This window comes from Pseudomonas sp. NPDC087029, assembly GCF_044745345.1.
Lineage (GTDB): Bacteria > Pseudomonadota > Gammaproteobacteria > Pseudomonadales > Pseudomonadaceae > Aquipseudomonas > Aquipseudomonas faucium.
Genome location: NZ_JBIVAB010000001.1, coordinates 330,986 through 356,562, shown reverse-complemented (window position 1 = coordinate 356,562; position 25,577 = coordinate 330,986). Strand labels below are relative to the sequence as shown.

Below are 25,577 nucleotides of genomic sequence, written 5' to 3'. Positions count from 1 at the left end.
CGGTGTTCGGTATGCAGGTGTGGCCTTGGGGGCGCTGTGCGCCCCTTTCGCGACACAAGGCCGCTCCTACAGGTATGCGCCGCGCCTGTAGGAGCGGCCTTGTGTCGCGAAAGGGCTGCAAGGCAGCCCCAGGGGCCTTCTGTATCAGCGCTGCTCGATTGGCACGAACTGGCGCTGCTCGACGCCGACATACTCGGCGCTCGGGCGGATGATACGGTTGTTGGCGCGCTGCTCGAACACATGCGCCGCCCAGCCGGTCAGGCGCGAGCAGACGAAGATCGGGGTGAACAGCTTGGTCGGGATGCCCATGAAGTGGTACGCCGAGGCATGGTAGAAGTCGGCGTTGGGGAACAGGCGCTTCTGCTCCCACATGGTCTTGTCGATGGCCTCGGAAACCGGGTACAGCACCTTGTCGCCGACTTCATCGGCAAGCTGCTTCGACCAGCCCTTGATCACCTCGTTGCGCGGGTCGGACTCTTTGTAGATGGCATGGCCGAAGCCCATGATCTTGTCCTTGCGCTCGAGCATGCGCAGCAGCTCGGCAGTGGCCTCCTGCGGGCTCTGGAAGCGTTCGATCAGCTCCATCGCCGCCTCGTTGGCGCCACCGTGCAGCGGGCCGCGCAGCGAGCCGATGGCGGCGGTGATGCACGAGTACAGGTCGGACAGGGTCGAGGCGCACACGCGAGCGGTGAAGGTCGAGGCGTTGAACTCGTGCTCGGCGTAGAGGATCAGCGACACGTTCATCACCTTGACGTGCAGCTCGCTCGGCTTCTTGCCGTGCAGCAGGTGCAGGAAGTGCCCGCCCAGGGTGTCTTCGTCGCTGCTGCAGTCGATGCGCACGCCATGGTGGCTGAAGCGGTACCAGTAGCACATCACCGCCGGGAACAGCGCCAGCAGGCGGTCGGTCTTTTCGCGCTCGGCGTCGAAGGTCAGCTCGGGCTCCAGGGTGCCGAGCACCGAGCAGCCGGTGCGCATCACATCCATCGGGTGGGCATCGCGCGGGATGCGCTCGAGCACTTCCTTGAGGGCCTGGGGCAGGTCGCGCAGGCCTTTGAGCTTGCGCTTGTAGTCAGCCAGCTCGGCCTGGGTCGGCAGCTCGCCGTACAGCAGCAGGTAGGCCACTTCTTCGAATTCGGCACCGGCGGCCAGGTCGCGCACGTCATAGCCACGGTAGGTCAGGCCGGCACCGGCCTGGCCCACGGTCGACAGCGCGGTCTGGCCGGCCACCTGGCCGCGCAGGCCTGCGCCACTGAGTACTTTTGCTTCGGCCATGGTGTTTCTCCTTTCTTGAATTTGTTATGGAAGCTTTTCTGGCTAATTCGGGGTGGCTGTAGCGGCTCAGCCTTTTTTCTGCGCGAACAACGCATCCAGGCTCTGCTCGAAGGCGTGGTAGCCAATGGCATCGTAGAGCTCCATGCGGGTCTGCATGGTGTCGATCACGTTCTTCTGGGTGCCATCACGGCGCAGCGCGGTGTAGACATTCTCGGCCGCCTTGTTCATGGCGCGGAACGCCGACAGCGGATACAGCACCAGCGACACGTCGACCTCGCCCAGCTCCTGGGTGGTGTACAGCGGCGTGGCACCGAATTCGGTGATGTTGGCCAGGATCGGCGCCTTCACCCGGTCGGCGAAGGTCTTGTACATCGCAAGCTCGGTAATGGCCTCCGGGAAGACCATGTCGGCGCCGGCCTCGACGCACGCCGCGGCACGGTCCAGCGCTGCGTTCAGGCCTTCCACGGCCAGCGCGTCGGTGCGCGCCATGATCACGAAGCTGTCATCGGTACGGGCATCCACCGCCGCCTTGATGCGGTCGACCATCTCTTGCTGGGTGACGATTTCCTTGTTCGGCCGGTGGCCACAGCGCTTGGCGCCCACCTGGTCTTCGATGTGGATAGCGGCGGCGCCGAACTTGATCATCGAGCGCACCGTGCGCGCCACGTTGAAGGCCGAGGCGCCAAAACCGGTGTCGACATCCACCAGCAGCGGCAGGTCGCAGACATCGGTAATGCGCCGCACGTCGGTGAGCACGTCGTCAAGGCCGGTGATGCCCAGGTCCGGCAGGCCCAGCGAGCCTGCGGCAACCCCGCCGCCGGAGAGGTAGATGGCCTTGAAACCGGCGCGCTTGGCCAGCAGGGCATGGTTGGCGTTGATCGCGCCGACCACTTGCAGCGGATGTTCAGCGGCAACGGCGTCGCGGAAACGCTGACCGGGGGTGCTCTTCACAGTCATTTCTCACCTCGTGGGCTGTTGTTGTGGGCGTCCAGATAGTGACGCTCGATGTTGCGCTTGGACGCGCCGATGTGGCGGCGCATCAGGAGTTCTGCCAGCTCGCCGTCACGGTCGGCGATGGCATCGAGAATGCGGTGGTGTTCGGCAAAGGCCTGGCGGGGCCGGTTGGGCGTGGCGGAGAACTGGATGCGGTACATGCGCACCAGCTGGTACAGCTCGCCGCAGAGCATCTTGACCAGGGTCTGGTTGCCGCTGCCCTGGATGATCCGGTAGTGGAAGTCGTAGTCGCCTTCCTGCTGGTAGTAGCCCTGCCCGGCCTGGAACGCGGCGTCACGCTCGTGGGTGTCGAGCACCCGGCGCAGCTCGTCGATGTCAGCCTGGCTCATGCGCTCGGCGGCCAGGCGGCAAGCCATGCCTTCGAGCGATTCGCGGATTTCGTACAGCTCGATCAGCTCGGCATGGTTCAGCGACACCACCCGCGCCCCGACATGTGGCACCCGCACCAGCAGGCGCTGGCCTTCGAGGCGGTGGATGGCCTCGCGCAGCGGCCCGCGGCTGATGCCATAGGTGCGCGCCAGCTCAGGCTCGGAGATCTTGCTGCCCGGGGCGATGTCGCCTTTGACGATGGCCGCCTGGATGCGCCGGAAGACGTTCTCGGACAAGGTTTCCGTTTCGTCTGACGCGGCGGGGCTGGGGCTGCTGAGGTCCAGCATATTGTCGACACCTTGCTAATCACTTGGGCAGAAATTAGCGAATCAAGCGCCATGAGTCAAAGACAAAATGAATATTGTCGACAATCGTCTAAGAACGAACTTACCCCTCGCCCGCGCTGTCAGATCGCGACGCGCTGGCGTCAAGACATCGTCGTGATAGAATGCCGCGCCTTCGAAGGATGGATAGTGTGTTTGTCATCAATTCATGTTGTTGACAGTTAATGAGGAAGGTTGCGCAGCCGTTGCCAGTCGCCTTGCCCCGAACCCTGCACAGCACCGCGCCAGGATTATGAGACTTACACCCGTTTTATTGCTGCTATGCCTCACCTTGCTGCCGGCCCTTGGCCAGGCGGCAGGCAAGACCGTGTACGGTCTGAACGAATACGCGCGCCTTGGCGACCTGGACCTGGAAGTGGCGGCCAAGCTCGACACCGGCGCCAAGACCGCCTCCTTGAGCGCCCGCGACATCAAGCGCTTCAAGCGCAACGGCGAAAGCTGGGTGCGCTTCTACCTGGCCATCGACGCCGCCCATTCGCACCCGATCGAGCGCCCGCTGGCCCGGGTCAGCAAGATCAAGCGCCGGGCCGGCGACTATGATGCGGAGTCAGGCAAGGCCTACACCGCGCGCCCGGTCATCGAACTCGACATCTGCATGGGCCAGGCCCGGCGCACCATCGAAGTCAACCTTACCGACCGCAGCGCGTTCCAGTTCCCGCTGCTGATCGGTTCCGAGGCGCTCAAGCACTTCGACGCACTGGTCGACCCAAGCCTTAAATACGCGGCCGGCAAACCTGCCTGTGCCACCGACGCTCCCAAAGCAGAGTAATCCCGATGCGCTCTCTTACCCTCCATCTGAAAGTCCTGATCACCGTGCTGGTGCTGCTGGGCGTGGCGGTCACCGCTTATCAGATCTTCTTCCTCGGCATCCCGGTGACCGAAGATGAAACCGATGACTTGTGGAACATCGACGCCAAGGTCGAATTCGTCGCCAGCACCAAGGACCCGGTCAAGGTGCAGATGTTCGTGCCGCCGCTGAACCGCGACTACGTCAGCCTCAACGAGAGCTTCATCTCCAACAACTACGGGGTCAGCGTCAACCGCGCCGACGGCAACCGCAAGGTGACCTGGTCGGCCCGCCGCGCCAACGGCAACCAGACCCTCTACTACCGCCTGGTGCTGACCAAGCGCTACAGCAACGAAAAGACCACCATCAAGGGCCCGACCTTCCGTGACAGCCTGGCCGTCGAGGGCCCCGAGAAGATCGCTGCCGAAGCCCTGATGGCGCCGATCCGCCAGCATTCGGCCGACGTCGAGACCTTCGTCAGCGAGACCATCAAGCGGGTCAACAACCTCAACGACGATAACGTCAAGCTGCTGCTGGCCGGCGACACCTCGGCCATGAAGAAGGCCCAGGTCATCGACCTGCTGCTGTCGATCGCCCACGTGCCGATGGAAAAGGTCCACACCATCCGCCTGGTGGCCGACACCCCGCAAACCCCTGAATTGTGGCTGCGCAGCTTCAATGGCAACGACTGGCTGTACTTCAACCCGGACACCGGCGAGCAGGGCCTGCCGAGCGACCGCCTGCTGTGGTGGACCGGTGACGACAACCTGATCACCGTCGATGGCGGCAAGAAGGCCAACGTCACCTTCAGCATGAACAACAGCGAGATGAACGCCATCCGCCTGGCCAAGCTGACCGACGAGAACACCGACGCCGACTTCCTCGAGTACTCGCTGTACAGCCTGCCGCTGCAGACCCAGCAGACCTTCATGATCATGGTGATGATCCCGATCGGCGTGCTGGTGATCCTGGTGCTGCGCAACCTGATCGGCATCCAGACCCTGGGTACCTTCACCCCGGTGCTGATCGCCCTGGCCTTCCGCGAGACCCAGTTGGGCTTCGGCATCGTGCTGTTCACGGTGATCACCGCGCTGGGCCTGTCGCTGCGCTCGTACCTGGAGCACCTGAAGCTGCAGATGCTGCCGCGCCTGTCGGTGGTGCTGACGTTCGTGGTGGTGCTGATTGCCGCCATCAGCCTGTTCAGCCACAAGCTTGGCCTGGAGCGCGGCCTGTCGGTGGCGCTGTTCCCGATGGTGATCCTGACCATGACCATCGAACGCCTGTCGATCACCTGGGAAGAACGCGGTGGCGGCCATGCCATGAAGGTGGCCATCGGCACCCTGTTCGCCGCATCGCTTGCGCACCTGCTGATGATGGTGCCGGAGCTGGTGTACTTCGTCTTCACCTTCCCGGCGGTACTGCTGATTCTGGTGGGCTTCATGCTGGCGATGGGTCGCTACCGCGGCTACCGCCTGACCGAGCTCGTTCGCTTCAAGGCATTCGTGAAGAAGGCTGACGCCTGATGTTTGGCCTGATCAAGACGTGGAAAGCCCTGGAGGCCCGGGGCATCATGGGTATCAACCGCCGCAACGCGGACTATGTGCTGAAGTACAACAAGCGCAGCCTGTACCCGATCGTCGACGACAAGATCATCACCAAGGAGCGCGCGCTCGCGGCCGGTATCCATGTGCCGGAGATGTACGGCATCATCGAGACCGAAAAGGAAATCGAAAAGCTCGACGAGATCATCGGCGGGCGCAACGATTTCGTCATCAAGCCGGCGCAGGGCGCCGGCGGTGACGGCATCCTGGTCATCGCCGACCGCTTCGAAGACCGCTACCGCACGGTGTCGGGCAAGATCATCAGCCACGAGGAGATCGAGCACCAGATCTCCAGCATCCTCACCGGGCTGTACTCGCTGGGCGGGCACCGCGACCGTGCGCTGATCGAATACCGCGTCACCCCCGACCAGATCTTCAAGAGCATCAGCTACGAGGGCGTGCCGGACATCCGCATCATCGTGCTGATGGGCTACCCGGTGATGGCCATGCTGCGCCTGCCGACCCGCCAGTCTGGAGGCAAGGCCAACCTGCACCAGGGCGCCATCGGCGTGGGCGTGGACCTGGCCACCGGCATGACCCTGCGCGGCACCTGGCTGAACAACATCATCAGCAAGCACCCGGACACCACCAATGCGGTGGACGGCGTGCAGCTGCCGAACTGGGATGGCTTCATGAAGCTTGCGGCCGGCTGCTACGAGCTGTGCGGCCTGGGCTACATCGGCGTGGACATGGTGCTGGACCAGGACAAGGGGCCGCTGATTCTCGAACTCAACGCCCGGCCTGGGCTGAACATCCAGATCGCCAACGACACCGGCCTGACCCAGCGCACCCACGCCATCGAGGCGCACCTGGAAGCGCTGGCCAAGGATGGCATCAGCGAAGATGCCGAGCAGCGGGTGCGGGTGACCCAGAACCTGTTCGGGCACGTGCGCCCGCGCTGAGCCACAAGGCCCGATCGCCGGCAAGCCGGCTCCCACAGACAAGGTTGGTGATACCCCTGTGGGAGCCGGCTTGCCGGCGATGGGGCCGCCATAGGCGCAACCCGAAGGTTTAATGTCGCGCCCAGCGCTAGGCGCTTTTCCTACACAGGTCTACAATCGCCCTCCTCGCTTTTTCATCGCCGTCCATTCTGATGCCGACCTGTACGCTCCACCCCCTGCCCTACCAGCCCGACCCCGCCGCCTACTTCGCCCGCTTGCGCCAAGCGCCCGGCGCGATCCTGCTCGACAGCGCCCGCCCCGGTGCCGAGCGCGGCCGTTTCGACCTGCTCAGCGCCTGGCCACGGCAGCACCTGCAAGCCCAACCCGACGAAGACGGCCGCGCCTTCCTGCTGCGCCTGCGCGCAGGCCTGGCCGAACTGGGCCCGGCACAGCTCCCCAACGGCGCCGAACTGCCCTTCGCCGGCGGCCTGATCGGCTACCTGAGCTATGACTTCGGCCGCCGCCTGGAGCACCTGCCCAGCCAGGCCATCGATGACCTCGGCCTGCCCGACGCGCAGCTGGGCCTGTATGCCTGGGCCATGGTCACCGACCACCTGCTCGGCAGCAGCCAACTGGTCTTCCACCCAAGCCTTGCCAGTGCAGAACGCGAACGCCTGATCGCCCTGTTCGAAGCCGCCGAAAGCACTGCACCGGGCGACTTCAAGCTGCTCGCGCCCATGCAGGGGGACCTGCAGCCCGAGCAGTACCGGGCTGCCTTCGACCAGGTACAGCACTACATCCAGGCCGGCGACTGCTACCAGATCAACCTCACCCAGCGCTTTCGCGCCCCTTGCCAGGGCGACCCCTGGCGCGCCTACCAGGCGCTGCGCAAGGCCTGCCCGACGCCGTTCTCCGGCTACCAGCAACTGGCCGATGGCAGCGCACTGCTGAGCTTTTCTCCGGAGCGCTTCATCCGCGTCAGCCAGGGCCAGGTGGAAACCCGCCCGATCAAGGGCACCCGCCCGCGTTCGGCCGACCCCCGCGAAGATGCCCGCAATGCCCAGGAGCTGCGCCTCAGCCCCAAGGACCGCTCGGAAAACCTGATGATCGTCGACCTGCTGCGCAACGACTTGGGGCGCACCTGCGAGATTGGCTCGGTGAAAGTGCCCGAGCTGTTCAGCCTGGAGAGCTACCCCAACGTGCACCACCTGGTCAGCAGCATCACCGGCCAGCTGGCCGCCGGCAAGGACGCCCTGGACCTGATCGGCGACAGCTTCCCCGGCGGCTCGATCACCGGCGCGCCGAAGATCCGCGCCATGCAGATCATCGACGAGCTCGAACCAACCCGCCGCGCGCTGTATTGCGGCTCGCTGCTGTACGTGGATGTGCGTGGCGAGATGGACAGCTCCATCGCCATTCGCAGCCTGCTGGTCAAGGATGGGCAGGTAAGCTGCTGGGGCGGCGGCGCGGTGGTGGCCGACTCGAACTGGGCAGCGGAATACGAAGAATCGATCGCCAAGGTTCGAGTGCTGATGCAGACCCTGCAAGGCCTGTAGGCCAGCACGTCTGCCCTGCCATTTTTTGTTACCATCACCTCATTACGAGCGCACAGCGCCACAGCCAAGATGGAAACCGCCTGATGAGCCAACCCTTCGACGTCGCCGCCCTGGCCGCGACCTATGCCAGCAAGTCCCCGCAGGACATCCTCAAGCTCGCCTTCGAACACTTCGGCGACGACCTGTGGATCTCCTTCAGCGGCGCCGAGGACGTGGTGCTGGTCGACATGGCCTGGAAGCTGAACAAGCAGGTCAAGGTGTTCAGCCTCGACACCGGCCGCCTGCACCCGGAGACTTACCGCTTCATCGACCAGGTACGCGAGCAGTACAACCTGCCGATCGAGATCCTCAGCCCTGACCGCGCCAAGCTCGACCCGTTCGTCAAGGACAAGGGCCTGTTCAGCTTCTACAAGGACGGCCACGGCGAATGCTGCGGCATCCGCAAGATCGAACCGCTGCGGCGCAAGCTCGCCACCGTCAGCGCCTGGGCCACCGGCCAGCGTCGCGACCAGAGCCCAGGCACGCGCAGCCAGGTCGCGGCGCTGGAAATCGACGGCGCCTTCTCCACCCCGGAGCGCACGCTGTACAAGTTCAACCCGCTGGCGCAGATGACCAGCGCCGAAGTGTGGGGCTACATCCGCATGCTCGAGCTGCCGTACAACAGCCTGCACGAGCGCGGCTTCATCAGCATCGGCTGCGAGCCCTGCACGCGCCCGGTGCTGCCGGGCCAGCACGAGCGCGAAGGCCGCTGGTGGTGGGAAGAGTCGACCCAGAAGGAATGCGGGCTGCACGCTGGCAACCTGATCAGCAAGGCTTGAATAGCTGGGGCCGCTTTGCGCCCCTTTCGCGACACAAGGCCGCTCCTACAGGGGTACGTATTCTTCTGTAGGAGCGGCCTTGTGTCGCGAAAGGGCCGCAAAGCGGCCCCATGCATTCTCAGCTCAATGCACCGGCAGCTCGACGCCTTCGAACAGCTCTTCGAGCTCTTGCTTGTTATGGCACTGGATCGCCTTGGCCATCACTTCACGGGTCAGGTGCGGCGCAAACTTCTCGATGAAGTCGCACATGAAGCCACGCAGGAAGGTGCCACGGCGGAAGCCGATCTTGGTGATGCTGGCCTCGAACAACTCGCTGGCATCCAGGGCCACCAGGTCGCTGTCGAGCTTGCTGTCGACCGCCATCCCGGCCACGATGCCCACGCCCAGGCCCAGGCGCACGTAAGTCTTGATCACGTCGGCGTCGGCGGCGGTGAACACCACTTTCGGCGTCAGGCCACGATGGTTGAAGGCTTCGTCCAGCTTCGAGCGGCCGGTGAAACCGAACACGTAGGTCACGATCGGGTACTCGGCCACCGCTTCCAGGGTCAGCTTGGGCAGCTTGGCCAGTGGGTGGCCCTGGGGCACGACCACGCAGCGGTTCCACTTGTAGCAAGGCATCATGATCAGGTCGCCGAACAGCTCCAGCGCCTCGGTGGCGATGGCGAAGTCGACGGTGCCATCGGCGGCCATTTCGGCGATCTGCATGGGCGAGCCCTGGTGCATGTGCAGGGCCACTTCCGGGTACTGCTTGATGAAGCTGCTGATCACCGGCGGCAGCGCATAGCGCGCCTGGGTGTGGGTGGTGGCGATGGACAGCGTGCCCTTTTTCTCGTTGGAGAATTCCTGGGCGATCTGCTTGATGCTCTCGACCTTGCGCAGGATTTCGCCAGCGGTATTGATGATGCGCTCGCCAGCCGGGGTGACACGGGTCAGGTGCTTGCCGCTGCGGGCGAAGACTTCGACACCCAGTTCATCCTCGAGCAGGCGGATCTGCTTGCTGATACCCGGCTGCGAGGTGTACAGACTCTGCGCCGTCGCGGAGACGTTGAGGTCATGGTGCGCCACTTCCCAGATGTAGCGCAGTTGTTGAAGCTTCATAGGTTTCCCTCGAATCAGCGGTAAGTCAGCGGCAGCAGGCAGCGACGAGATATAACTATATTAGTGGTTCTCGAAATAAAACTAGAACTATTTTGTTACACGCCGCTCCGAAACAAGCTGCCGCCAGCTTCAAGTTTTCCTACGCCCGAGGTGCTGCGAGAGCGGCACCATGTACACCGGAACCGGTGACAGCTGCAGCAGCCGTACCGCCGTGCGGCCCAGTGGCACGTCCACCCCGGCACCGGCACTGTGGCTGCCGAAGATCAGCAGGTCGACACTCAGCCGCTGCGCCTGCTCAAGGATGACCTGGGCCGGGTCGCCCTGGCGCACCCGCACCGCCTTGATCACGGCAAGGTCAGCGTCTTCGCCCAATTCGTCGCGAAAGTTTTCCAGCACCCGCTGCTCGATGTTGGCCATCACCGTGTTCACGCCCTCGCTGTGCAGCGCATCCAGCGTCTGCTCGTCGAGGTAGCTCTGCAACAGGGATTCGGCGAACTGGCCCATGGGCTCCACGGCGTGGATCACGTACAACTCCGCATTGAAGGTACGGGCCAGGGCCAGGGCGTGCTGCATGACGAAGGGCGCGTAGACACCGAGGTCGGTGGCATACAGCATGGAGCGGATCATTCGACCTCCTCGACTGCCGTTGCGGCAGAGCAAGCTTCAGCTTAGCAGCGCGCCGCCCACTCGCTTTGCCGTCCGGCGCACTGGCGCCGCGGGTTACAGCGGTATCAGCCGGCGCGGTTGGCGCGGTCGATGAAGGCCAGCGCCTGGTAGAGCATGTGCATGCGCGGCAGCTGGCAACCAGCAGCGCGCGCCTGCGCCAGCGGCTCGGCGTAGATCGCCTGAAGCTCCAGCGGGCGTTGCTCGGCATGGTCGTGGTACATGCTCGGCCAGTAGTCGGGCATCTGCTCGGTGACACGCAGCAGGTGCTCGGCATACCCCGCCGGCAGCACATGGCCACAGGCCGCTGCACCCTGTACCACCTCCGCCATCAAGGCTTGCACCAGTTCACGGCTGTCGGCATCGGCCATCAGCGGCGTGGTGCTGGCACCGAGCAGCACCGACAGGCCGTTGTACGGCACGTTCCACACCAGCTTCTGCCAGCGCGCCTGGGCCAGGTCAGGCATGGCCTGGGAGTCGATGCCCGCCGCGCGGAACAGCCCTGCCCCTTGCTCGACGATCTCTGCACCGCCATCGCTGGCCGGCCCGCTGTGGTAACCCAGGTTGACCGCACCCAGCGCCTGGTGGCGGATGTCGCCGGGGCCCTGGCGGTTGACGCAGATGAAGCACAAGCCACCGAGCAGGTGCAGGTTGCCGGGCAAGGCCGGGCGCAACTGTTCTTCGACGCCCAGGCCATTTTGCAACAGCACCACCTTGGCATCGGCGGCGGCGGCCTGGACGATCAGCGGCGCCAGTTCAGCATTGCTGGTGGCCTTGGCCCCCACCAGCAACCAGTCGCAGGCCGGCATGTCGGCGGCATTGGCGTAGGCCTGCACGGGCAGTTGCAAGGTGCCGTAGAGCGCGCTGTCCAGCTTCAGGCCCCGCTCACGGACCACGGCATATTCGCTGCGCAGCAGAAAATGCACGTCGAAACCGGCGCGCGCCAGCATCAACCCATAAAAGCCTCCGATGGCGCCACTGCCGATGATGCCGATGCGCGGTTTACGAGGGGCCATGCTGATCTCCTGGATGAAGTGGATGCGCTTTTTTACACCCTTTGCGGCATTCTGCGCATCCCGATGACAGCGCAAGGCTGCCTGAGCAGGGAAAAACCCTGCCGCGACGGGCACAGGCCATTGTCGCAACCCCTTTAACGCGCTAAGGTTCGGCTCCCCGCTGCGAACATTCTTGCTGCTGGGCCGCACGGGGATTGCTGGCGGCCGGCACCCGTGACCTGACGAGTAACACGATGGCTGATTTACCGATCGATGACCTTAACGTTGCCTCCAACGAGACCTTGATCACCCCCGATCAGCTCAAGAAGGAAATCCCCCTCAGCGCCAAGGCCCTGCAGACCGTGACTGCCGGCCGCCAAGTGGTGCGCAACATTCTCGACGGCAAGGACCATCGCCTGTTCGTGGTGGTCGGCCCTTGCTCGATCCACGACATCAAGGCGGCGCACGAATACGCCGAGCGCCTCAAAGTGCTGGCCGAGGAAGTGTCGGATACGCTGTACCTGGTCATGCGCGTGTACTTCGAAAAGCCGCGCACCACCGTCGGCTGGAAAGGCCTGATCAACGACCCGTACCTGGATGACTCGTTCAAGATCCAGGACGGCCTGCATATCGGCCGCCAACTGCTGCTGGACCTGGCCGAAAAAGGCCTGCCGACCGCCACCGAGGCGCTCGACCCGATCTCCCCGCAGTACCTGCAGGACCTGATCAGCTGGTCGGCCATCGGCGCGCGCACCACCGAATCCCAGACCCACCGCGAAATGGCCTCGGGCCTGTCTTCGGCGGTCGGCTTCAAGAACGGCACCGATGGCGGCCTGACCGTGGCGATCAACGCGCTGCAGTCGGTGTCCAAGCCGCACCGCTTCCTCGGCATCAACCAGGAAGGGGGTGTTTCCATCGTCACCACCAAGGGCAACCCTTACGGCCACGTGGTGCTGCGCGGTGGCAACGGCAAGCCGAACTATGATTCGGTCAGCGTCGCCCTGTGCGAACAGGACCTGGCCAAGGCCAAGATCAAGCCCAACATCATGGTCGATTGCAGCCACGCCAACTCCAACAAGGACCCGGCGCTGCAGCCACTGGTCATGGAAAACGTCGCCAACCAGATCCTCGAAGGCAACCAGTCGATCATCGGCCTGATGGTCGAGAGCCACCTGAACTGGGGCTGCCAGTCGATTCCAAAGAACCTCGACGAACTGCAGTACGGCGTATCGATCACCGATGCCTGCATCGATTGGTCGGCCACCGAGAAAACCCTGCGCAGCATGCACGCCAAGCTCAAGGATGTGCTGCCACAGCGTCAGCGCGGCTGATAAAAAAACAGGGCCGCTTCACCCCCATCGCCGACCTGCCGGCGATGGGGGTGAAGCGGCCCTGTTTTTTTTAAGGAGTCAGGCCTTGCTCGAGTGGCGCTGCTGGCGCTCCATGTAACGTTCGACATACGAGCACGACGGGATCACCGTGTAACCCATCTGGTCGGCGTACTCCAGGGCCTTCTCGGTCAACGCGGCAGCGATGCCACGGCCACGCAGGGCGTTGGGCACGAAAGTGCGATAGATATCCAGCGTCTGTTTGCCCAGGTCCATGTACGTCAGGTAGGCACGATGACCGTCCACGTTGGTCTCGAACTGATGACCGGCCTGGTCATGGTGGATGGTCAACGCTTCACTCATCACTACTCCTCGCAGGCCTTTTCGGCAGACCCTGACCTTAACCGATGCTGGTTTATCCGGCGGAGGAACCTCTACGCCACCTCTTGCCCCTTGGACCGCAAGCCGATTGCAATGGTTCTGCCGGCCGGCCACCCCAAATAGTAGGCGCGGCACCCGCGATTGCTCAAGGTGGTTGTGCTTAAAAAGTGGCAGGCTCGTGGCTTGCAGGCCCCGGCCTGCGTGGCCCACAACAGCAGCCGGATGTTCTACGGGTTAAGACGACGAACGACAGTTAAAGTCACCGTTAGTTCGCAAAAAAGTTCCTGTTCTACAACCGCTTGCAGCCGCTGCACGGTTTTTTCACAATTCCCCCACAAATCTTGTCGGCTACCCCTAGAGCAACATTTTTTTTGCAGTTCTTGCGCTCGGTCAGTTTACTTACTACAAGTAATGGGTACTATGTACGCCGGCCAGTTTCTCTTTTCCGAGAGATGGCTATTTAATAGAAAGTCCTTGAAGGGGAACACGATGAACAACGTTCTGAAATTCTCTGCTCTGGCTCTGGCCGCAGTTCTGGCTACCGGTTGCAGCAGCGTATCCAAAGAAACCGAAGCTCGTCTGACTGCGACTGAAGACGCAGCAGCTCGCGCTCAAGCCCGTGCTGACGAAGCCTACCGTAAGGCTGACGACGCTCTGGCAGCCGCTCAGAAGGCTCAGCAGACCGCTGACGAAGCCAACGAGCGCGCTCTGCGTATGCTGGACAAAGCCAGCCGCAAGTAATAATCCTCACGGATTGTTGAGAAGCCGACCCACTTGTGGGTCGGCTTTTTTATTGCCTCGGCAAACGCATCTAACAGATAGCAAAAGGCCTGCCCCGCACGCGTGTCCGGGGCAGGCCTTTGTTCGTGACGTTACTGCAGTTCTGGCGGGATGCTCGAAACCATCGGCGCAGTACCCTGGTTGCTGACCGGCACGGCAATCTCCACCGGCATGCCATCTTCCGCGGCAACCACATCACGCACCATGTCCCAGTTCATGCGCAGGTTGTTGGCCAGGTCTTCACGCTTGAGCAGCGCGTTGATCACCGCCGTGTGCTTGTCGACCACCGACGGGTTGCCATGATCGTCGAGCGGCGTGTGCGCCTCGAGGTAAACCTTGCCACCACTGATGCCGAACTTGTACGGCTCGTTGATGATGCGCACCTGGGTGCCGACCGGCACCATCTTCGACAGTTCGAGCACGTTGTTGTTGAGCATGCGGAAGCAGCCGTGGCTGGTACGCATGCCGATGCCGAACTTCTTGTTCGAACCATGGATCAGGTAACCCGGCACACCCAGGGTGAACTTGAACGGGCCCAGCGGGTTGTCCGGGCCAGCCGGTACCACGGTGGGCAGGATGTCGCCGTCCGCCGCATGCTCGGCACGGATCGACGCCGGCGGCGTCCAGGTCGGGTTCGGGGTCTTGGCGGTGATCTTGGTGCTCGCTACCGGCGAACCCCAGCCCTCGCGGCCGATACCCAGCGGGAAGGTGTAGACCACGTTCTGCCCTTTCGGGTAGTAGTACAGGCGGTATTCGGCCAGGTTGATGACCACGCCTTCACGCGGGCCCGGCGGCAGGATGTAGCGCGTCGGCAGGATGATCTCGGTGCCCGCGCCCGGCAGCCACGGGTCGACGCCCGGGTTGGCCGCGATCATTTCCAGGTAGCCGAGGTCGTTGGCGGTGCCGATGTCGGCGAAGGTGTCCTCGTACTTGGCCTTGATCACCTGTACCTGGCCAACGATGTCTTCACCGGGTGGCGGCAGGGGCAGCTCCAACGCAACGGCGGGGCCTGCTACCAGCAGGGCGGCCAGGGTCAGGCAACGGGTGACGGCGGGAAAGCGCGGCAACATCCGGTAAATCCTTCGAAAGGTGGGTCAAGACCAACGATTGTACACCCGCCCCGATGCAAGCGGGAGGCATCGGCGGCTTACAAGCGTTTCAGATGATGAAAGGCGATCAGAGTTCCGGCCAGATGGGGCGCATGCCGCGCCGCTGGGCGTCGAGAATCGCACGGCACAGGTCGCACAGGCGGCCGTCGCGGTAGATCGAGCGCGGCACGCCCGACCAGCGTGGCTGAGCCGGCAGCAGGCCGCCACACAGGGTGCGATCGACCGGCACGCCCAGCTCGAGCTGGCGGGCCACCAGGTGGACGCGGATTTCCTGGCAAGCGAACAGGTCGAGCTGTTCATCGGGCTCGATCAGTTGGTAGGCAAACAGGGACCAGGCAGGGCGCGGCATCGGGGGCTCTCGAAACGGGGGGCGCAACATTAGCCGAAAGCCGGCCCCGTTTAAAGCGTCACAGCAAGGGTTTTATCGCCGGCCAGGCATTTTCCAGCAAGCGCTGCTGGGCCCCTTGCGCCGGGTGGATGCCATCGGCCTGCATCAGCTCCGGCACACCGCCCACGCCGTCGAGGAAAAACGGCACCAGCGGCACCTTCTTTTCCGTTGCCAGCTGTTCATACACGTTGGCAAACGCCGTGGTGTAGCGCACCCCGTAGTTGGGTGGCAGGCGCATGCCCAACAGGAGCACCTTGGCCCCCGCCGCGCGGGAACGCTCGATCATCGAGGCAAGATTTTGTTGCAATTGCTCCGGCGGCTGCCCGCGCAGGCCATCGTTGCCGCCCAGCTCCAGCACCACCAGGCTCGGCTTGTGCGCTGCAAGCAGCGCCGGCAGGCGCGCCTGGCCACCGGCACTGGTGTCGCCACTGATCGAGGCGTTGACCACCTGGTCGTCGAAACCTTCGTCCTTGAGCCGGGTCTGCAACAGAGAGACCCAACCCTGACGGGTATCCAGGCCAAAACCGGCGCTGATACTATCGCCGACTACCAGCAGTGTTCCCGCCACCGCGTTCTGGGCCAGGCAACACAGAGCCAGACCGGCACTCAACCACCACACTCGCATTGGATTCTCCATGGGCCCCAGCATTCTCGTTGCGCAGCACCTTAGCAAAGTGGTCCCCAGCGCGGAAGGCGACCTGACCATCCTTCACGCCCTCTCCCTCGACCTGGCCCAGGGCGACAGCCTGGCCATCGTCGGCGCCTCGGGCTCGGGCAAGTCGACCCTGCTGGGGCTGCTCGCAGGCCTGGACCGCCCCAGCGCCGGCAAGGTGATCCTCGCCGGCCACGACCTCGGCCCGCTGGACGAGGACCAGCGCGCCCGGGTGCGCGCCGAGCATGTCGGCTTCGTGTTCCAGTCGTTCCAGCTGCTCGACAGCCTCAATGCCCTGGAGAACGTCATGCTGCCCCTGGAGCTGGACGGCCGCCGCGATGCTCGCGAGCATGCCCGCACCTTGCTCGAGCGCGTGGGCCTGGGCAAACGCCTGACGCACACCCCGCGCCAGCTGTCCGGCGGTGAGCAGCAACGGGTGGCGATCGCCCGCGCATTCGCCGCGCAACCTGCCGTCTTGTTCGCCGACGAACCCACCGGCAACCTCGACAGCCACACCGGCGAGCGCATCAGCGACCTGCTGTTCGAGCTGAACAAGGAGCACGGCACCACCCTGGTGCTGGTGACCCACGACGAACGCCTGGCCCGCCGCTGCCGGCGCCAGATCCGCCTGGATGCGGGCCGCCTGGTGGCGCCGGTGGAGGCCTGATGAAACACATGCCGCTGCCCCGTCTTTGTGGCCTGGCCCTGCGCCAGTTGCTGCGCGACATCCGTGCCAGCGAGGTACGGGTATTGTTCTTCGCCCTGCTGGTGGCCGTTGCCGCCAGCACCGCCATCGGCTATTTCGGTGCCCGCCTCAATGGCGCCATGCAACTGCGTGCCAGTGAGTTTTTGGGCGCTGACCTGGTGCTGCAAGGCAGCGCGCCGGCCCGCGCCGAACAGATCGAAGCCGGCACCGCGCTGGGGCTGCGCCACGCCCAGGTGGTGGAGTTCACCAGCGTGGTGGGTGGCGATGCCGGCATACAGCTGTCGAGCATCAAGGCCGCCGATGGCGCCTACCCGTTGCGCGGGCAGGTTCGCAGCGCCGCCGCGCCCTATGCCGAGGAAACCCCCGGCGGCGGCCCGGCGCCAGGCGAGGCCTGGGTCGAGCCACGCCTGCTGGCGGCCCTGGGGCTGAAAGTGGGCGACAGCATCGATGTCGGCATGAAGACCCTGCGCATGAGCCGCGTGCTGACCTACGAGCCAGACCGCGCCAACAACTTCTACAGTCTGACCCCACGGGTGATGATGAACCTTGCCGACCTGCAGGCGACCGGGGTCATCCAGCCCGGCAGCCGGGTCAGCTACCGCGACCTGTGGCGCGGCGACAGCGAGGCCCTGGCGCAATACCGCCAGGCGCTGACCAACAACCTTGCCGCCAGCCAGCGCCTGCTCGACACCCGTGACGGCAACCGCCAGATCGGCGGGGCATTGGGCAAGGCCGAGCGCTACCTGAACATGGCCAGCCTGGTGGCGGTGCTGCTGGCCGGTGTTGCCGTGGCCTTGTCGGCCAGCCGCTACGCCGCGCGGCGCCTGGATGCCAGTGCATTGCTGCGCTGCCTGGGCCTCTCGCGCCATCAGGCACTGGGGCTGTATTGCCTGCAACTGGCCATGCTCGGCCTGGCCGCCGCACTGGCGGGCGCCGTGCTCGGCTGGCTGGCGCAACTGGGCCTGTTCCGCCTGCTCCAGGGCCTGCTGCCCAATGAAGTGCCGCCCGCCGGCATCGTCCCGGCGTTGGCCGGCATCGCCACCGGCCTGGTCGCCCTCGCCGGCTTCGCCCTGCCGCCGATCGCCGCGCTGGGCCAGGTGCCGCCGCTGCGGGTGCTGCGCCGCGACTTGCTGCCGGTGCCGCCAAACAGTTGGCTGGTCTATGGCGCCGCGTTGTTCTCGCTCGGGCTGATCATGTGGCGCCTGAGCCTCGACCTGCTGCTGACCTTCGCCCTGCTCGGCGGCGGCCTGCTCGCCGCCCTGTTGCTGGGCGGCCTGCTCCTGCTCGGCCTGCGCAGCCTGCGTCGGCTGCTGGCAGGCGCGCCGCTGACCTGGCGCCTGGGCCTCGGCCAACTGCTGCGCCACCCCATGGCGGCGGCCGGCCAGGCCCTGGCCTTCGGCCTGATTCTGCTGGCCATGGCGCTGGTGGCGCTGTTGCGCGCCGAACTGCTCGACACCTGGCAGGCGCAGTTGCCCAAGGACGCTCCCAACCATTTCGCCCTGAACATCCTGCCCGACGACCGCCAGGCCTTTGCCCAGCGCCTGCATGAAGTGAATGCGGCCTCGGCGCCGCTGTACCCGGTGACGCCTGGCAGGCTTACCCAGATCAACGACCAGCCGGTACAGCAACTGGTCAGCAAGGACTCGGCCGGCGAGCGCGCCGTGCAACGCGACCTGAGCCTCACCTGGGCGGCCGACCTGCCCGCCGGCAATGCCCTGACGTCAGGCCAATGGTGGCAAGCGCTGCCCTCGGGTGATGACATCCCGGGCGTATCGGTTGAAGCCGAGCTGGCCACCAGCCTGAAGCTCGAGCTGGGTGACCTGCTGACGTTCGACATCGGCGGCGAACAACGCCAGGCGCGGGTCAGCAGCCTGCGCAGCGTGCACTGGGACAGCTTTCAGCCCAACTTCTACATGATCTTCCAGCCCGGCACGCTGCAGGGCCTGCCGACCACCTACCTCACCAGCTTCTACCTGGCACCGGGGCATGACCTGGACGTGGTGGCCCTGTCGCGGGCCTTCCCGGCGGTCACCATCCTGCAGGTCGATGCGCTGTTGGACCAGCTGCGCAGCATCCTCGCCCAGGTCACTCTGGCGGTCGAATACGTGCTGCTGTTCGTGCTGGCAGCGGGGCTGGCCGTGCTGTTCGCCGGGCTGCAGGCGACGCTGGACGAACGAATTCGCCAGGGCGCCTTGCTGCGCGCCCTTGGCGCGGCGCGGCCGTTGCTGGTGAAGGCCCGGCGTATCGAGTTCGGGCTGCTGGGGGCGGCCAGCGGTGCGCTGGCGGCGGTTGGCTGCGAGCTGATTACCCTGGTGCTGTACCGCTATGCATTCGACCTGCAGTGGAGCCCGCATCCTTGGCTGCTGGTGCTGCCGCTGGTCGGGGCGCTGCTGGTGGGTGGGGCCGGGGTGCTGGGGACGCGGCGAGCATTGAATGCCAGCCCGTTGACGGTGCTACGAGAAGGATGAGGCCCGGGCGAGCATCATCACTTCATTGCCCGTAGCTGATGCTGTTCACGTACCAAGTCGCTTCGCCGGTCGGCGTATGCACCAGCACCTCGTCGCCCTCCTCTTTCTTGAGCAGGGCGCGGGCCATGGGCGAATCGATCGAGATGTAGTCGTTGCGCCCGTAGATCTCGTCATAACCGACGATGCGAAACTTCTTGGTTTCGCCCTCGTCATTCTCGATCTCGACCCAGGCACCGAAGAACACCCTGCCCTCCTGCTGCGGCGAGTAGGCCACTACCTTGACGTCCTCGAGGCGCTTGCGCAGGTAACGCACGCGCCGGTCGATCTCGCGCAACAGCTTCTTGTTGTACTGGTAGTCGGCATTCTCGCTGCGATCACCCAACGAGGCCGCCCAGGCAACCTTCTGGGTGATTTCCGGGCGATACACCCGCCACAGATGGTCCAGCTCCTTCTTCAGGGCCTCGTGACCTTCCGTGGTGATGATGTTGGTACTCAACAGCGCGCTCCTCAGCGTCGGGTAATCAGGCCCTGGCGCGCGATGCGGGTGAGGTGGCCGATCACTTCGGCGGCGTCCTGCGCGGTAGGCGCCTGGATCACGGCCAGGTCGAAACGGTCGTTGCCGAACTGCTCCAGGTGGCAGGCGGTTTCGGCGAACTGGATCAGGAATGCACGGGCCTGGCCCTTGCGCCGGGAAAGGCCTTCAAGGTGCCGCAAAAGGGTGGGCTGATGTTGGCCGCCGAGCAGAATGCGCGGTGTGCGGGATGCCTGGGGGGCAGGCAATGGGCTCAGACAGACACTGGTACGTGGGCAACTCATGGAGTTTTTCTCCGCCTCGCGAATCCCGCTGGGCAGCGGTGGGAGGCGTCACCGAACCAGCGCTTTAGCGGTATTTCGGATGACCCGGTGCCGGGGCGGTCCTGCGCCCCGCAAGTAGCTGTTTAAATCGGCGCAGGCGGTATCCTAGAGCCTCGAGCGGCAAGCTGCAAGTAGACCTTGATCGCAGCCTGCCTGGCTGAGTGCGGAGCGGGCGAGATCAGCGCTTGGCCACACGTTCGAGCCGCGCCCGTTCACGGTTGAACGCCAGGAAGTACTTGTTCACGCTGTTGACGAAATTCACCGGCCCCATGCCCACCTGCTCCATGGCCACCCGCTCGGTCTGGAAGAACCACTGATTGCCATTGAGGCCGCGCTTGCGCGCCTCCACGCGCATGGCCTGGACCCGCTCCGGCCCCAGGTTGTAGGCCGCCAGCACAAAGGCCATGCGCTCGCGCTCGTTGATCTTCGGGCTGGCGAAGAACTTGCGCCGGATCAGCGCCAAATAGCGCGCGCTGGCCTGGACATTGCCATCGACCGTGCCGGTATTGCTGACCCCGACCCGCTGCGCCGCCGACGGCGTGATCTGCATCAGGCCATGGGCCCCGCCGCTGCCGCGGGCCTGGGTATCGAGGGTGGACTCCTTGAAGGCCAGCGCGGCAAGGTTGAGCCAATCGATCTGCTGCGCCTGGCCATGTTTTTGCAGCACCGGGCGCAACGCGGCCAGGCGCTGGCGGTCCTTGCTGGCCAGGGGGTTGTGCACACGGTACTGGCGCCGGTAGATGCGCTCGAACGCCGCATCCTGGTTTTCGGGGGCTCGGTAGCCCTTCAGGTAACGGTCGACCGTCGCCAGCAACAGCGTCGCGTCACGCCGCACGTACCAGCGCATGGCTTGCGGCGGGCCAAGCTGCAGCCGGCTGTCCAGGCGCAGGCGCGGCATGACCCGAGCCCAACGCTGGGCGATCGGGCGCTCGACGATGGTCAGGTTGTAGATACCGGCCTGGACCATCTCCAGCACATCCTCCACCGCCAGGGTCGAATCGACCCATTCGACCTTGATCGGCGGCCGCTTGCGCAAGGCCAGCTGCTGGTTGAGCTGCTGGATCAGCGCGCCGGCGGCGCTGGCGCTGGTCAGCGCCACGGTGCGCCCGGACAGCTGCTCGACGCGGGTGAGGCTGCGCTCGCCCTTGCGCCCGACCAGCCACAGCGGCACCTGGTCCAGCACCGGCGCGCTGCCCTCCACCGCCCCTACCCCGGCCGGGTCGAGCAGCTCACCCGGCGCGGCCAGGTCGCCTTCGCCACGCTGCAACGCGCTCAGTAGTTGCTCCTTGGCCCGCGGGATGATTTCCAGGCGGATCTGCTGGCCATCGCTGGCACGGGCGTTGAGGTAATGCTCGAGCCCGCGCAGGCGGTAGTATTCGATGCCCACCGGCTCGCCCTTGACCTCGCCGGAGCTGTTGCGGCTCTGCTTGACCAGCACGCGCAGCACCTTGCTGCTGCGAATCTGCTCCAGGTCGCGCACCTTGCTCGCCGGCAAATGCTGCTGGGGCCCAGGCAGGCGTGCGTAGGCCGGGCCGACAGCAGTCAGCCCCAGCATCAGCAGCAGGGTCAGCAAGGTTCGCAGCATGGGGGAACGTGTCCGAGGTCGGTGGGCGTTATCCATAGGTTGCGTTCGTGATAAATGGCGGTAAAAGACCACGGCAACAGCCTGAAGTTCTTGGTTTTTTCCGAGTATCGCGCTTTTTGCTATGCTGGCCGCCCCGCGGCACGAGGTAGCACCATGCAACTGATCGATATCGGCGTCAACCTGACCAACAGCAGTTTCCATGACCAGCAGGCGGCCATCGTCGAGCGCGCCATCGAGGCCGGCGTGGTGCAGATGATCCTCACCGGCACGAGCCTTGCGGTCAGCGAACAGGCGCTGGAGCTGTGCCAGCAGCTCGATGGCGACGGCCAGCACTTGTTCGCCACTGCCGGCGTACACCCCCACGATGCCAAATCCTGGGATGCCGACAGCGAGCGGCAACTGCGCCAACTGCTCGCTGAGGCACGGGTTCGCGCCGTGGGCGAATGCGGGCTGGACTTCAACCGCGATTTCTCCCCTCGCCCCCTCCAGGAAAAGGCCCTGCAGGCCCAACTGGCGCTGGCGGCCGAGCTGCGCCTGCCGGTGTTTCTGCACGAGCGCGATGCCAGCGAACGGCTGCTGGCCATCTTGAAGGACTATCGTGACCATTTGCCGGCAGCCGTGGTGCATTGCTTTACCGGCGAGCGCCAAGCGCTGTTCGCCTACCTGGACATGGACCTGCACATCGGCATCACCGGCTGGATCTGCGATGAACGCCGCGGCACGCACCTGCACCCGCTGGTGGGCAACATCCCGCAAGGGCGCCTGATGCTGGAGAGCGATGCGCCCTACCTGCTGCCCCGTAGCCTGCGGCCGAAACCGAAGAACGGGCGCAACGAGCCGGCGTTCCTGCCCGAGGTGCTGCGCGAAGTGGCGCTGCACCGGGGCGAAAGCATCGAAGCCACGGCCGCGCATACCACGGCCACAGCCCGGGCATTCTTCCAGCTGGCTTGAGCGCGGGCATGATCGCACCCCGGCAAAAGCATTTGTTGATGCACATCAACGCTTCCCTGGCGAGAGCGGGCACAATGATGGCACCTTGCCAATATTGTTTCCGCTCAACTCAGAGAAGACCTACCCATGGGTGCCTGGCTTAGCAATATTTCCCTGAAGTACAAATTCTGGGCCGTCAATGCAGTGGCCTTTGTCACCACCTTGCTGCTGGTGCTGTATGCCGTGCACCTGGAGCAGCGCGCCCGCGCCGACGCCGCGCAGGCTCAGGCGCAGGCACAGGCCGAGCTGCTGTCGGCCTGGCCCGCCGGGCAACCCCTGCCCCAACAGGCCAACGTGATCGCCTGGCCAGCCGAGCAGGCCCCAAGCGTTGCCGGCGAACCGCTGGAAGCGTTGCGCAACGCCCAGGGCTGGGCGGCATTGCCCGCCGCCTGGATCCTTGGCGACAACCCGCTGCGCGGCGCCCAGGTACTGCGCCACGGCGAACAGCAGGTGGCCGTGCTGGCCCAGTCGCCGACCCTGCGCCAGGTGTTCTTCGACCGCTTCAGCAACTATGCCGTGTGCGTGCTGATCCTGATGCTGGCCATGCTCTGCGCCTCGCAGTTGCTGATCCGCTTCCTGCTGAGCCAGCTCAACACGCTCAAGGATGTGATGCTGCACGTGGAAAAGACCGGCGACCTGTCTGCCCGCGTGCCACTGGCCAGCGGCGACGAAGTTGGCCAGATGGCCGGCGCCTTCAATGCCATGCAGCAGACCTACCACCGGGTGGTGGGCACCGTGGCGCGCACCGCCGGGCAACTGGATGCCGGCGCTGCGCGCCTGGCCGCGAGCATGAACGACGTGCGCCACGGCATGCTTGGCCAGCAGAGCGAAACCGACCAGGCCGCCACCGCCATCAACGAGATGTCGGCCACCGTGCACCATATCGCCCAGCATGCCGGCGCCACCCGCGACCTGTCGCAGACCGCCGATGACCTGGCCGGCAGCGGCAAGGACGTGGTCGACCGGGTGCAGGATTCGATTGCCGGGCTGTCGAGCGGCGTGCAGCAGACTGCCGAGATGATTCGCCAGCTGGCCGAAGACAGCCAGAAGATCAACGGCGTGGTCGGGGTGATCCACAGCATCGCCGAGCAGACCAACCTGCTGGCCCTGAATGCCGCCATCGAAGCAGCCCGCGCCGGCGACCTGGGCCGTGGCTTTGCCGTGGTGGCCGATGAGGTGCGCAACCTGGCCAAGCGCGTGCAAACCTCCACCGACGAAATCACCCACATGGTCGCCGACCTGCAGGCCGGCACCCGCGATGCAGTGGAATTCATGCAGGAAAGCTCGTACAAGGCCGACGACTGCGTGCGCCAAGCCCAGGAGGCCGGCGCGGCGCTGGCCGAGATCACCGGAGCCGTGGCGCAGATGCGTGAGAGCAACACGCAGATTGCCGTGGCCGCCGAGCAGCAGAGCCAGGTGGCCGAAGAAATGAACCGCGCGGTGGTGAGCATTCGCGACGTCACCGAACAGACCGTGCAGCAGACCGTCGGCTCGGCCACCACCAGCAATGAGCTGGCCGCCTTGGCCGGCGAGCTGAGCAAGGCCATAGGCCAGCTGAAGCTATAACCACCATAGCCAGCCTCGATTGGCTGGCTGTCGAGCGCAGCACTAAGCTTTGGGCATGACCGCGAGGAAATGCCCATGAACAAACGACTGCCCAATTTGCCCGCCTGGCAATGGCGCGGCTATCACCACAACCACCGCCACCCAACCAACCTGGTGCTGCACCTGATTGCGGTGCCGCTGTTCATTCTCGGCGCCTTGCTGGTGTTGTCCGGCCTGTTCGCCCTGGACCTGGGGCAGATCGCCGTCGGCGTCATCGCCTTGCTCGCCGGCCTGGGCATGCAGCGCCAGGGCCACCGCCTGGAGGCGCAGCAGCCGGAGCCGTTTGCCGACCGCAAAGATGCCATGCAGCGGCTGCTGACCGAGCAGTTCATCACCTTTCCGCGCTTCGTGCTCAGCGGCGCCTGGTTGAAAGCCTGGCGCGAACGGCACAAGCATCGGCATTGAAACCGATCGCCGGCAAGCCGGCTCCCACAGAGCTACCTTCAGGCCTGAGCTTGTGCTGTACCTGTGGGAGCCGGCTTGCCGGCGATGATGCCACCTCGCACATCAGGCAAACACGGTAACCGTCTGCCGGCTCAATGCCAGCAACTCCCCTTGCGCTGTCCACAACGTCGCCGCAGCATGCCCGTAACCTTCCCGGGCATGCTCGGTCTCCACGCAATAGCGGCACCAGTCCAGGGTCGACAACGCCGCGACCGGCTGAATGAACTCGATGGTCCAGGTCAGTGTGCTGCCTGCCGCAGGTTGCTTGAGAAACGGCATCAGGCTCGGCGGCCAGGCGTCCACCAAGGCCAGCAGATGAGCCTCGTCGACCTGCTCTTCGGCCACATCGCGCAAGCGCACCCACCCGCCCATCTGCCTGGACTGATTGCCGCTGAAGGGCAACCCACCGATGGCCCAGCGCAAGGCGACATGGCGCATGAACTCTGGCGTCACACCCTTGATGTAGGGTAGCTCCGGCGCAGCCTGATCCAGCGGTTTCATCGCCGGCGCCGGCAATGCGGGCACCTCGACCACCGAAGGCCGCCCCGCGCCGAAATTGCCCTGCACCAGGGTCACCACCTGCCCGCCCTGCACAGCACGGCCGAGCAAGGTGCTGACCGCCTTGCCTTCGCGCAGCACCTCGACTTCGAAGTGGGTCGGCACGTCTGGCGCCGCCGGCGCAACGAAGCTGATCGCCAGGGAGCGCACGGGGCGGTTGTCGGAGAGTTTCTGGCGCATGGCCTGGAACACCATCGCGGCCATCAGGCCACCGAAGGCAGCGCGGCCCTGGGCCCAGGTCGCCGGGATGCAGACCCCGTCGGGGCTCGCCTGCACGGCGTCGAGCAATTGGTTGAAATTCATGGGCCGGCTCCTGCAGGCGGCAATGGA

General features: G+C 65.0%; 26 protein-coding genes. 12 read left to right on the top strand and 14 right to left on the bottom strand.

Annotation, left to right across the window (positions count from 1 at the left end; translation table 11 throughout):
- Positions 1-144: 144 nt before the first annotated feature.
- The 3 genes from prpC to ACIPG5_RS01625 all read right to left on the bottom strand — a co-directional run bounded on the left by prpC (position 145) and on the right by ACIPG5_RS01625 (position 2,942).
- Positions 145-1,272, bottom strand: coding sequence for a 2-methylcitrate synthase (gene prpC / locus ACIPG5_RS01635; RefSeq protein ID WP_176517664.1), 1,128 nt, complete (start codon positions 1,270-1,272; stop codon positions 145-147).
- A gap of 66 nt (positions 1,273-1,338) precedes the next feature.
- Complete coding sequence (prpB, locus tag ACIPG5_RS01630) at positions 1,339-2,229, bottom strand: methylisocitrate lyase (RefSeq protein ID WP_176517665.1); 891 nt, start codon at positions 2,227-2,229, stop codon at positions 1,339-1,341.
- Positions 2,226-2,942 (bottom strand): GntR family transcriptional regulator, encoded by a 717-nt coding sequence (locus ACIPG5_RS01625; RefSeq protein WP_176517666.1) that lies wholly within the window; start codon positions 2,940-2,942, stop codon positions 2,226-2,228. Before ACIPG5_RS01625 ends, prpB begins: the two co-directional genes overlap by 4 nt.
- A 289-nt stretch (positions 2,943-3,231) precedes the next feature.
- On the opposite strand from ACIPG5_RS01625, the gene ACIPG5_RS01620 reads away from it, so the two are divergent.
- The 5 genes from ACIPG5_RS01620 (at position 3,232) to ACIPG5_RS01600 (ending at position 8,642) form a co-directional block, all read left to right on the top strand.
- Complete coding sequence (locus ACIPG5_RS01620) at positions 3,232-3,768, top strand: ATP-dependent zinc protease (protein WP_176517667.1); 537 nt, start codon at positions 3,232-3,234, stop codon at positions 3,766-3,768.
- A gap of 5 nt (positions 3,769-3,773) precedes the next feature.
- On the top strand, positions 3,774-5,309 hold the full coding sequence (locus ACIPG5_RS01615; protein ID WP_176517668.1) for an inactive transglutaminase family protein: 1,536 nt from the start codon (positions 3,774-3,776) through the stop codon (positions 5,307-5,309).
- A complete protein-coding gene (locus ACIPG5_RS01610) occupies positions 5,309-6,289 on the top strand; it encodes an alpha-L-glutamate ligase-like protein (protein ID WP_176517669.1) in 981 nt (326 codons plus the stop codon). Before ACIPG5_RS01615 ends, ACIPG5_RS01610 begins: the two co-directional genes overlap by 1 nt.
- 191 nt (positions 6,290-6,480) lie before the next feature.
- Positions 6,481-7,824 (top strand): aminodeoxychorismate synthase component I, encoded by a 1,344-nt coding sequence (pabB, locus tag ACIPG5_RS01605; protein WP_401372995.1) that lies wholly within the window; start codon positions 6,481-6,483, stop codon positions 7,822-7,824.
- A gap of 83 nt (positions 7,825-7,907) precedes the next feature.
- Positions 7,908-8,642: a phosphoadenylyl-sulfate reductase gene (locus tag ACIPG5_RS01600; protein WP_286915134.1), complete on the top strand. Its 735-nt coding sequence runs from the start codon at positions 7,908-7,910 to the stop codon at positions 8,640-8,642.
- Between the two features lie 123 nt (positions 8,643-8,765).
- Here the strand turns inward: ACIPG5_RS01600 and cysB are convergent, their stop codons facing one another.
- The 3 genes from cysB to ACIPG5_RS01585 form a co-directional block, all read right to left on the bottom strand.
- A complete protein-coding gene (gene cysB, locus ACIPG5_RS01595; RefSeq protein ID WP_176517672.1) occupies positions 8,766-9,740 on the bottom strand; it encodes an HTH-type transcriptional regulator CysB in 975 nt (324 codons plus the stop codon).
- Positions 9,741-9,869: 129 nt separating this feature from the next.
- On the bottom strand, positions 9,870-10,367 hold the full coding sequence (locus ACIPG5_RS01590; protein ID WP_176517673.1) for a universal stress protein: 498 nt from the start codon (positions 10,365-10,367) through the stop codon (positions 9,870-9,872).
- A gap of 104 nt (positions 10,368-10,471) precedes the next feature.
- Positions 10,472-11,419 (bottom strand): putative 2-dehydropantoate 2-reductase, encoded by a 948-nt coding sequence (locus ACIPG5_RS01585; RefSeq protein WP_401372992.1) that lies wholly within the window; start codon positions 11,417-11,419, stop codon positions 10,472-10,474.
- A 233-nt stretch (positions 11,420-11,652) separates the two neighbouring features.
- Between ACIPG5_RS01585 and ACIPG5_RS01580 the strand changes: the two genes are divergently transcribed.
- Positions 11,653-12,729, top strand: a complete 1,077-nt coding sequence (locus ACIPG5_RS01580; protein WP_176517675.1) for a 3-deoxy-7-phosphoheptulonate synthase — start codon at positions 11,653-11,655, stop codon at positions 12,727-12,729.
- A 78-nt stretch (positions 12,730-12,807) separates the two neighbouring features.
- Here the strand turns inward: ACIPG5_RS01580 and ACIPG5_RS01575 are convergent, their stop codons facing one another.
- The gene (locus ACIPG5_RS01575; RefSeq protein ID WP_008095521.1) at positions 12,808-13,089 is read right to left on the bottom strand and encodes a GNAT family N-acetyltransferase; all 282 of its coding nucleotides are present in this window, start codon (positions 13,087-13,089) and stop codon (positions 12,808-12,810) included.
- Between the two features lie 507 nt (positions 13,090-13,596).
- Here ACIPG5_RS01575 and oprI point away from each other — a divergent pair.
- Complete coding sequence (gene oprI / locus ACIPG5_RS01570; RefSeq protein WP_003259780.1) at positions 13,597-13,848, top strand: outer membrane lipoprotei OprI; 252 nt, start codon at positions 13,597-13,599, stop codon at positions 13,846-13,848.
- 131 nt (positions 13,849-13,979) lie between these two features.
- Here the strand turns inward: oprI and ACIPG5_RS01565 are convergent, their stop codons facing one another.
- The 3 genes from ACIPG5_RS01565 to ACIPG5_RS01555 form a co-directional block, all read right to left on the bottom strand.
- Positions 13,980-14,957, bottom strand: a complete 978-nt coding sequence (locus tag ACIPG5_RS01565) for a L,D-transpeptidase family protein (protein ID WP_176517676.1) — start codon at positions 14,955-14,957, stop codon at positions 13,980-13,982.
- A gap of 106 nt (positions 14,958-15,063) precedes the next feature.
- Positions 15,064-15,345 (bottom strand): hypothetical protein, encoded by a 282-nt coding sequence (locus ACIPG5_RS01560; RefSeq protein ID WP_176517677.1) that lies wholly within the window; start codon positions 15,343-15,345, stop codon positions 15,064-15,066.
- A 58-nt stretch (positions 15,346-15,403) separates the two neighbouring features.
- Positions 15,404-16,009, bottom strand: a complete 606-nt coding sequence (locus ACIPG5_RS01555; protein WP_176517678.1) for an arylesterase — start codon at positions 16,007-16,009, stop codon at positions 15,404-15,406.
- 10 nt (positions 16,010-16,019) lie between these two features.
- On the opposite strand from ACIPG5_RS01555, the gene ACIPG5_RS01550 reads away from it, so the two are divergent.
- Both ACIPG5_RS01550 and ACIPG5_RS01545 read left to right on the top strand, forming a co-directional pair.
- Positions 16,020-16,703, top strand: coding sequence for an ABC transporter ATP-binding protein (locus ACIPG5_RS01550; protein WP_176517679.1), 684 nt, complete (start codon positions 16,020-16,022; stop codon positions 16,701-16,703).
- A complete protein-coding gene (locus tag ACIPG5_RS01545; RefSeq protein ID WP_401372988.1) occupies positions 16,703-19,210 on the top strand; it encodes an ABC transporter permease in 2,508 nt (835 codons plus the stop codon). The genes ACIPG5_RS01550 and ACIPG5_RS01545 overlap by 1 nt, the downstream gene beginning before the upstream one ends.
- Positions 19,211-19,232: 22 nt before the next feature.
- Here ACIPG5_RS01545 and greB read toward each other — a convergent pair whose 3' ends face one another.
- The 3 genes from greB to ACIPG5_RS01530 all read right to left on the bottom strand — a co-directional run bounded on the left by greB (position 19,233) and on the right by ACIPG5_RS01530 (position 21,650).
- Positions 19,233-19,706 carry a transcription elongation factor GreB gene (greB, locus tag ACIPG5_RS01540; RefSeq protein ID WP_176518410.1) on the bottom strand — a complete coding sequence of 158 codons (474 nt, stop codon included), beginning with the start codon at positions 19,704-19,706 and terminating at the stop codon, positions 19,233-19,235.
- 11 nt (positions 19,707-19,717) lie between these two features.
- Entirely contained in the window at positions 19,718-20,026 is a 309-nt protein-coding gene (locus ACIPG5_RS01535; protein WP_236193779.1) for a hypothetical protein, read from the bottom strand.
- Positions 20,027-20,243: 217 nt separating this feature from the next.
- A complete protein-coding gene (locus ACIPG5_RS01530; RefSeq protein WP_401372985.1) occupies positions 20,244-21,650 on the bottom strand; it encodes a transglycosylase SLT domain-containing protein in 1,407 nt (468 codons plus the stop codon).
- Positions 21,651-21,803: 153 nt separating this feature from the next.
- Between ACIPG5_RS01530 and ACIPG5_RS01525 the strand changes: the two genes are divergently transcribed.
- From ACIPG5_RS01525 to ACIPG5_RS01515, 3 genes are all read left to right on the top strand, one after another.
- On the top strand, positions 21,804-22,601 hold the full coding sequence (locus ACIPG5_RS01525; protein WP_176512088.1) for a TatD family hydrolase: 798 nt from the start codon (positions 21,804-21,806) through the stop codon (positions 22,599-22,601).
- Positions 22,602-22,727: 126 nt separating this feature from the next.
- Positions 22,728-24,206: a methyl-accepting chemotaxis protein gene (locus ACIPG5_RS01520; protein WP_401372982.1), complete on the top strand. Its 1,479-nt coding sequence runs from the start codon at positions 22,728-22,730 to the stop codon at positions 24,204-24,206.
- A gap of 75 nt (positions 24,207-24,281) precedes the next feature.
- Positions 24,282-24,650 (top strand): Mpo1-like protein, encoded by a 369-nt coding sequence (locus tag ACIPG5_RS01515; RefSeq protein WP_176512090.1) that lies wholly within the window; start codon positions 24,282-24,284, stop codon positions 24,648-24,650.
- 102 nt (positions 24,651-24,752) lie between these two features.
- On the opposite strand, the gene ACIPG5_RS01510 is transcribed toward ACIPG5_RS01515, so the two are convergent.
- Complete coding sequence (locus ACIPG5_RS01510) at positions 24,753-25,550, bottom strand: acyl-CoA thioesterase (RefSeq protein ID WP_401372980.1); 798 nt, start codon at positions 25,548-25,550, stop codon at positions 24,753-24,755.
- Positions 25,551-25,577 lie beyond the last annotated feature (27 nt).

Coding starts and splice junctions, on each gene's coding strand:
- prpC (WP_176517664.1), bottom strand. CDS start 1,272: ATGGCCGAAGCAAAAGTACTCAGTGGCGCAGGCCTGCGCGGCCAGGTG.
- ACIPG5_RS01555 (WP_176517678.1), bottom strand. CDS start 16,009: ATGCGAGTGTGGTGGTTGAGTGCCGGTCTGGCTCTGTGTTGCCTGGCC.
- ACIPG5_RS01535 (WP_236193779.1), bottom strand. CDS start 20,026: ATGAGTTGCCCACGTACCAGTGTCTGTCTGAGCCCATTGCCTGCCCCC.
- ACIPG5_RS01510 (WP_401372980.1), bottom strand. CDS start 25,550: ATGAATTTCAACCAATTGCTCGACGCCGTGCAGGCGAGCCCCGACGGG.
- ACIPG5_RS01545 (WP_401372988.1), top strand. CDS start 16,703: ATGAAACACATGCCGCTGCCCCGTCTTTGTGGCCTGGCCCTGCGCCAG.
- ACIPG5_RS01575 (WP_008095521.1), bottom strand. CDS start 13,089: ATGAGTGAAGCGTTGACCATCCACCATGACCAGGCCGGTCATCAGTTC.
- ACIPG5_RS01520 (WP_401372982.1), top strand. CDS start 22,728: ATGGGTGCCTGGCTTAGCAATATTTCCCTGAAGTACAAATTCTGGGCC.
- ACIPG5_RS01625 (WP_176517666.1), bottom strand. CDS start 2,942: ATGCTGGACCTCAGCAGCCCCAGCCCCGCCGCGTCAGACGAAACGGAA.
- ACIPG5_RS01610 (WP_176517669.1), top strand. CDS start 5,309: ATGTTTGGCCTGATCAAGACGTGGAAAGCCCTGGAGGCCCGGGGCATC.
- pabB (WP_401372995.1), top strand. CDS start 6,481: ATGCCGACCTGTACGCTCCACCCCCTGCCCTACCAGCCCGACCCCGCC.
- cysB (WP_176517672.1), bottom strand. CDS start 9,740: ATGAAGCTTCAACAACTGCGCTACATCTGGGAAGTGGCGCACCATGAC.
- ACIPG5_RS01580 (WP_176517675.1), top strand. CDS start 11,653: ATGGCTGATTTACCGATCGATGACCTTAACGTTGCCTCCAACGAGACC.
- ACIPG5_RS01620 (WP_176517667.1), top strand. CDS start 3,232: ATGAGACTTACACCCGTTTTATTGCTGCTATGCCTCACCTTGCTGCCG.
- ACIPG5_RS01615 (WP_176517668.1), top strand. CDS start 3,774: ATGCGCTCTCTTACCCTCCATCTGAAAGTCCTGATCACCGTGCTGGTG.
- ACIPG5_RS01530 (WP_401372985.1), bottom strand. CDS start 21,650: ATGCTGCGAACCTTGCTGACCCTGCTGCTGATGCTGGGGCTGACTGCT.
- ACIPG5_RS01600 (WP_286915134.1), top strand. CDS start 7,908: ATGAGCCAACCCTTCGACGTCGCCGCCCTGGCCGCGACCTATGCCAGC.
- ACIPG5_RS01560 (WP_176517677.1), bottom strand. CDS start 15,345: ATGCCGCGCCCTGCCTGGTCCCTGTTTGCCTACCAACTGATCGAGCCC.
- prpB (WP_176517665.1), bottom strand. CDS start 2,229: ATGACTGTGAAGAGCACCCCCGGTCAGCGTTTCCGCGACGCCGTTGCC.
- ACIPG5_RS01585 (WP_401372992.1), bottom strand. CDS start 11,419: ATGGCCCCTCGTAAACCGCGCATCGGCATCATCGGCAGTGGCGCCATC.
- ACIPG5_RS01525 (WP_176512088.1), top strand. CDS start 21,804: ATGCAACTGATCGATATCGGCGTCAACCTGACCAACAGCAGTTTCCAT.
- ACIPG5_RS01565 (WP_176517676.1), bottom strand. CDS start 14,957: ATGTTGCCGCGCTTTCCCGCCGTCACCCGTTGCCTGACCCTGGCCGCC.
- ACIPG5_RS01515 (WP_176512090.1), top strand. CDS start 24,282: ATGAACAAACGACTGCCCAATTTGCCCGCCTGGCAATGGCGCGGCTAT.
- ACIPG5_RS01550 (WP_176517679.1), top strand. CDS start 16,020: ATGGGCCCCAGCATTCTCGTTGCGCAGCACCTTAGCAAAGTGGTCCCC.
- ACIPG5_RS01590 (WP_176517673.1), bottom strand. CDS start 10,367: ATGATCCGCTCCATGCTGTATGCCACCGACCTCGGTGTCTACGCGCCC.
- oprI (WP_003259780.1), top strand. CDS start 13,597: ATGAACAACGTTCTGAAATTCTCTGCTCTGGCTCTGGCCGCAGTTCTG.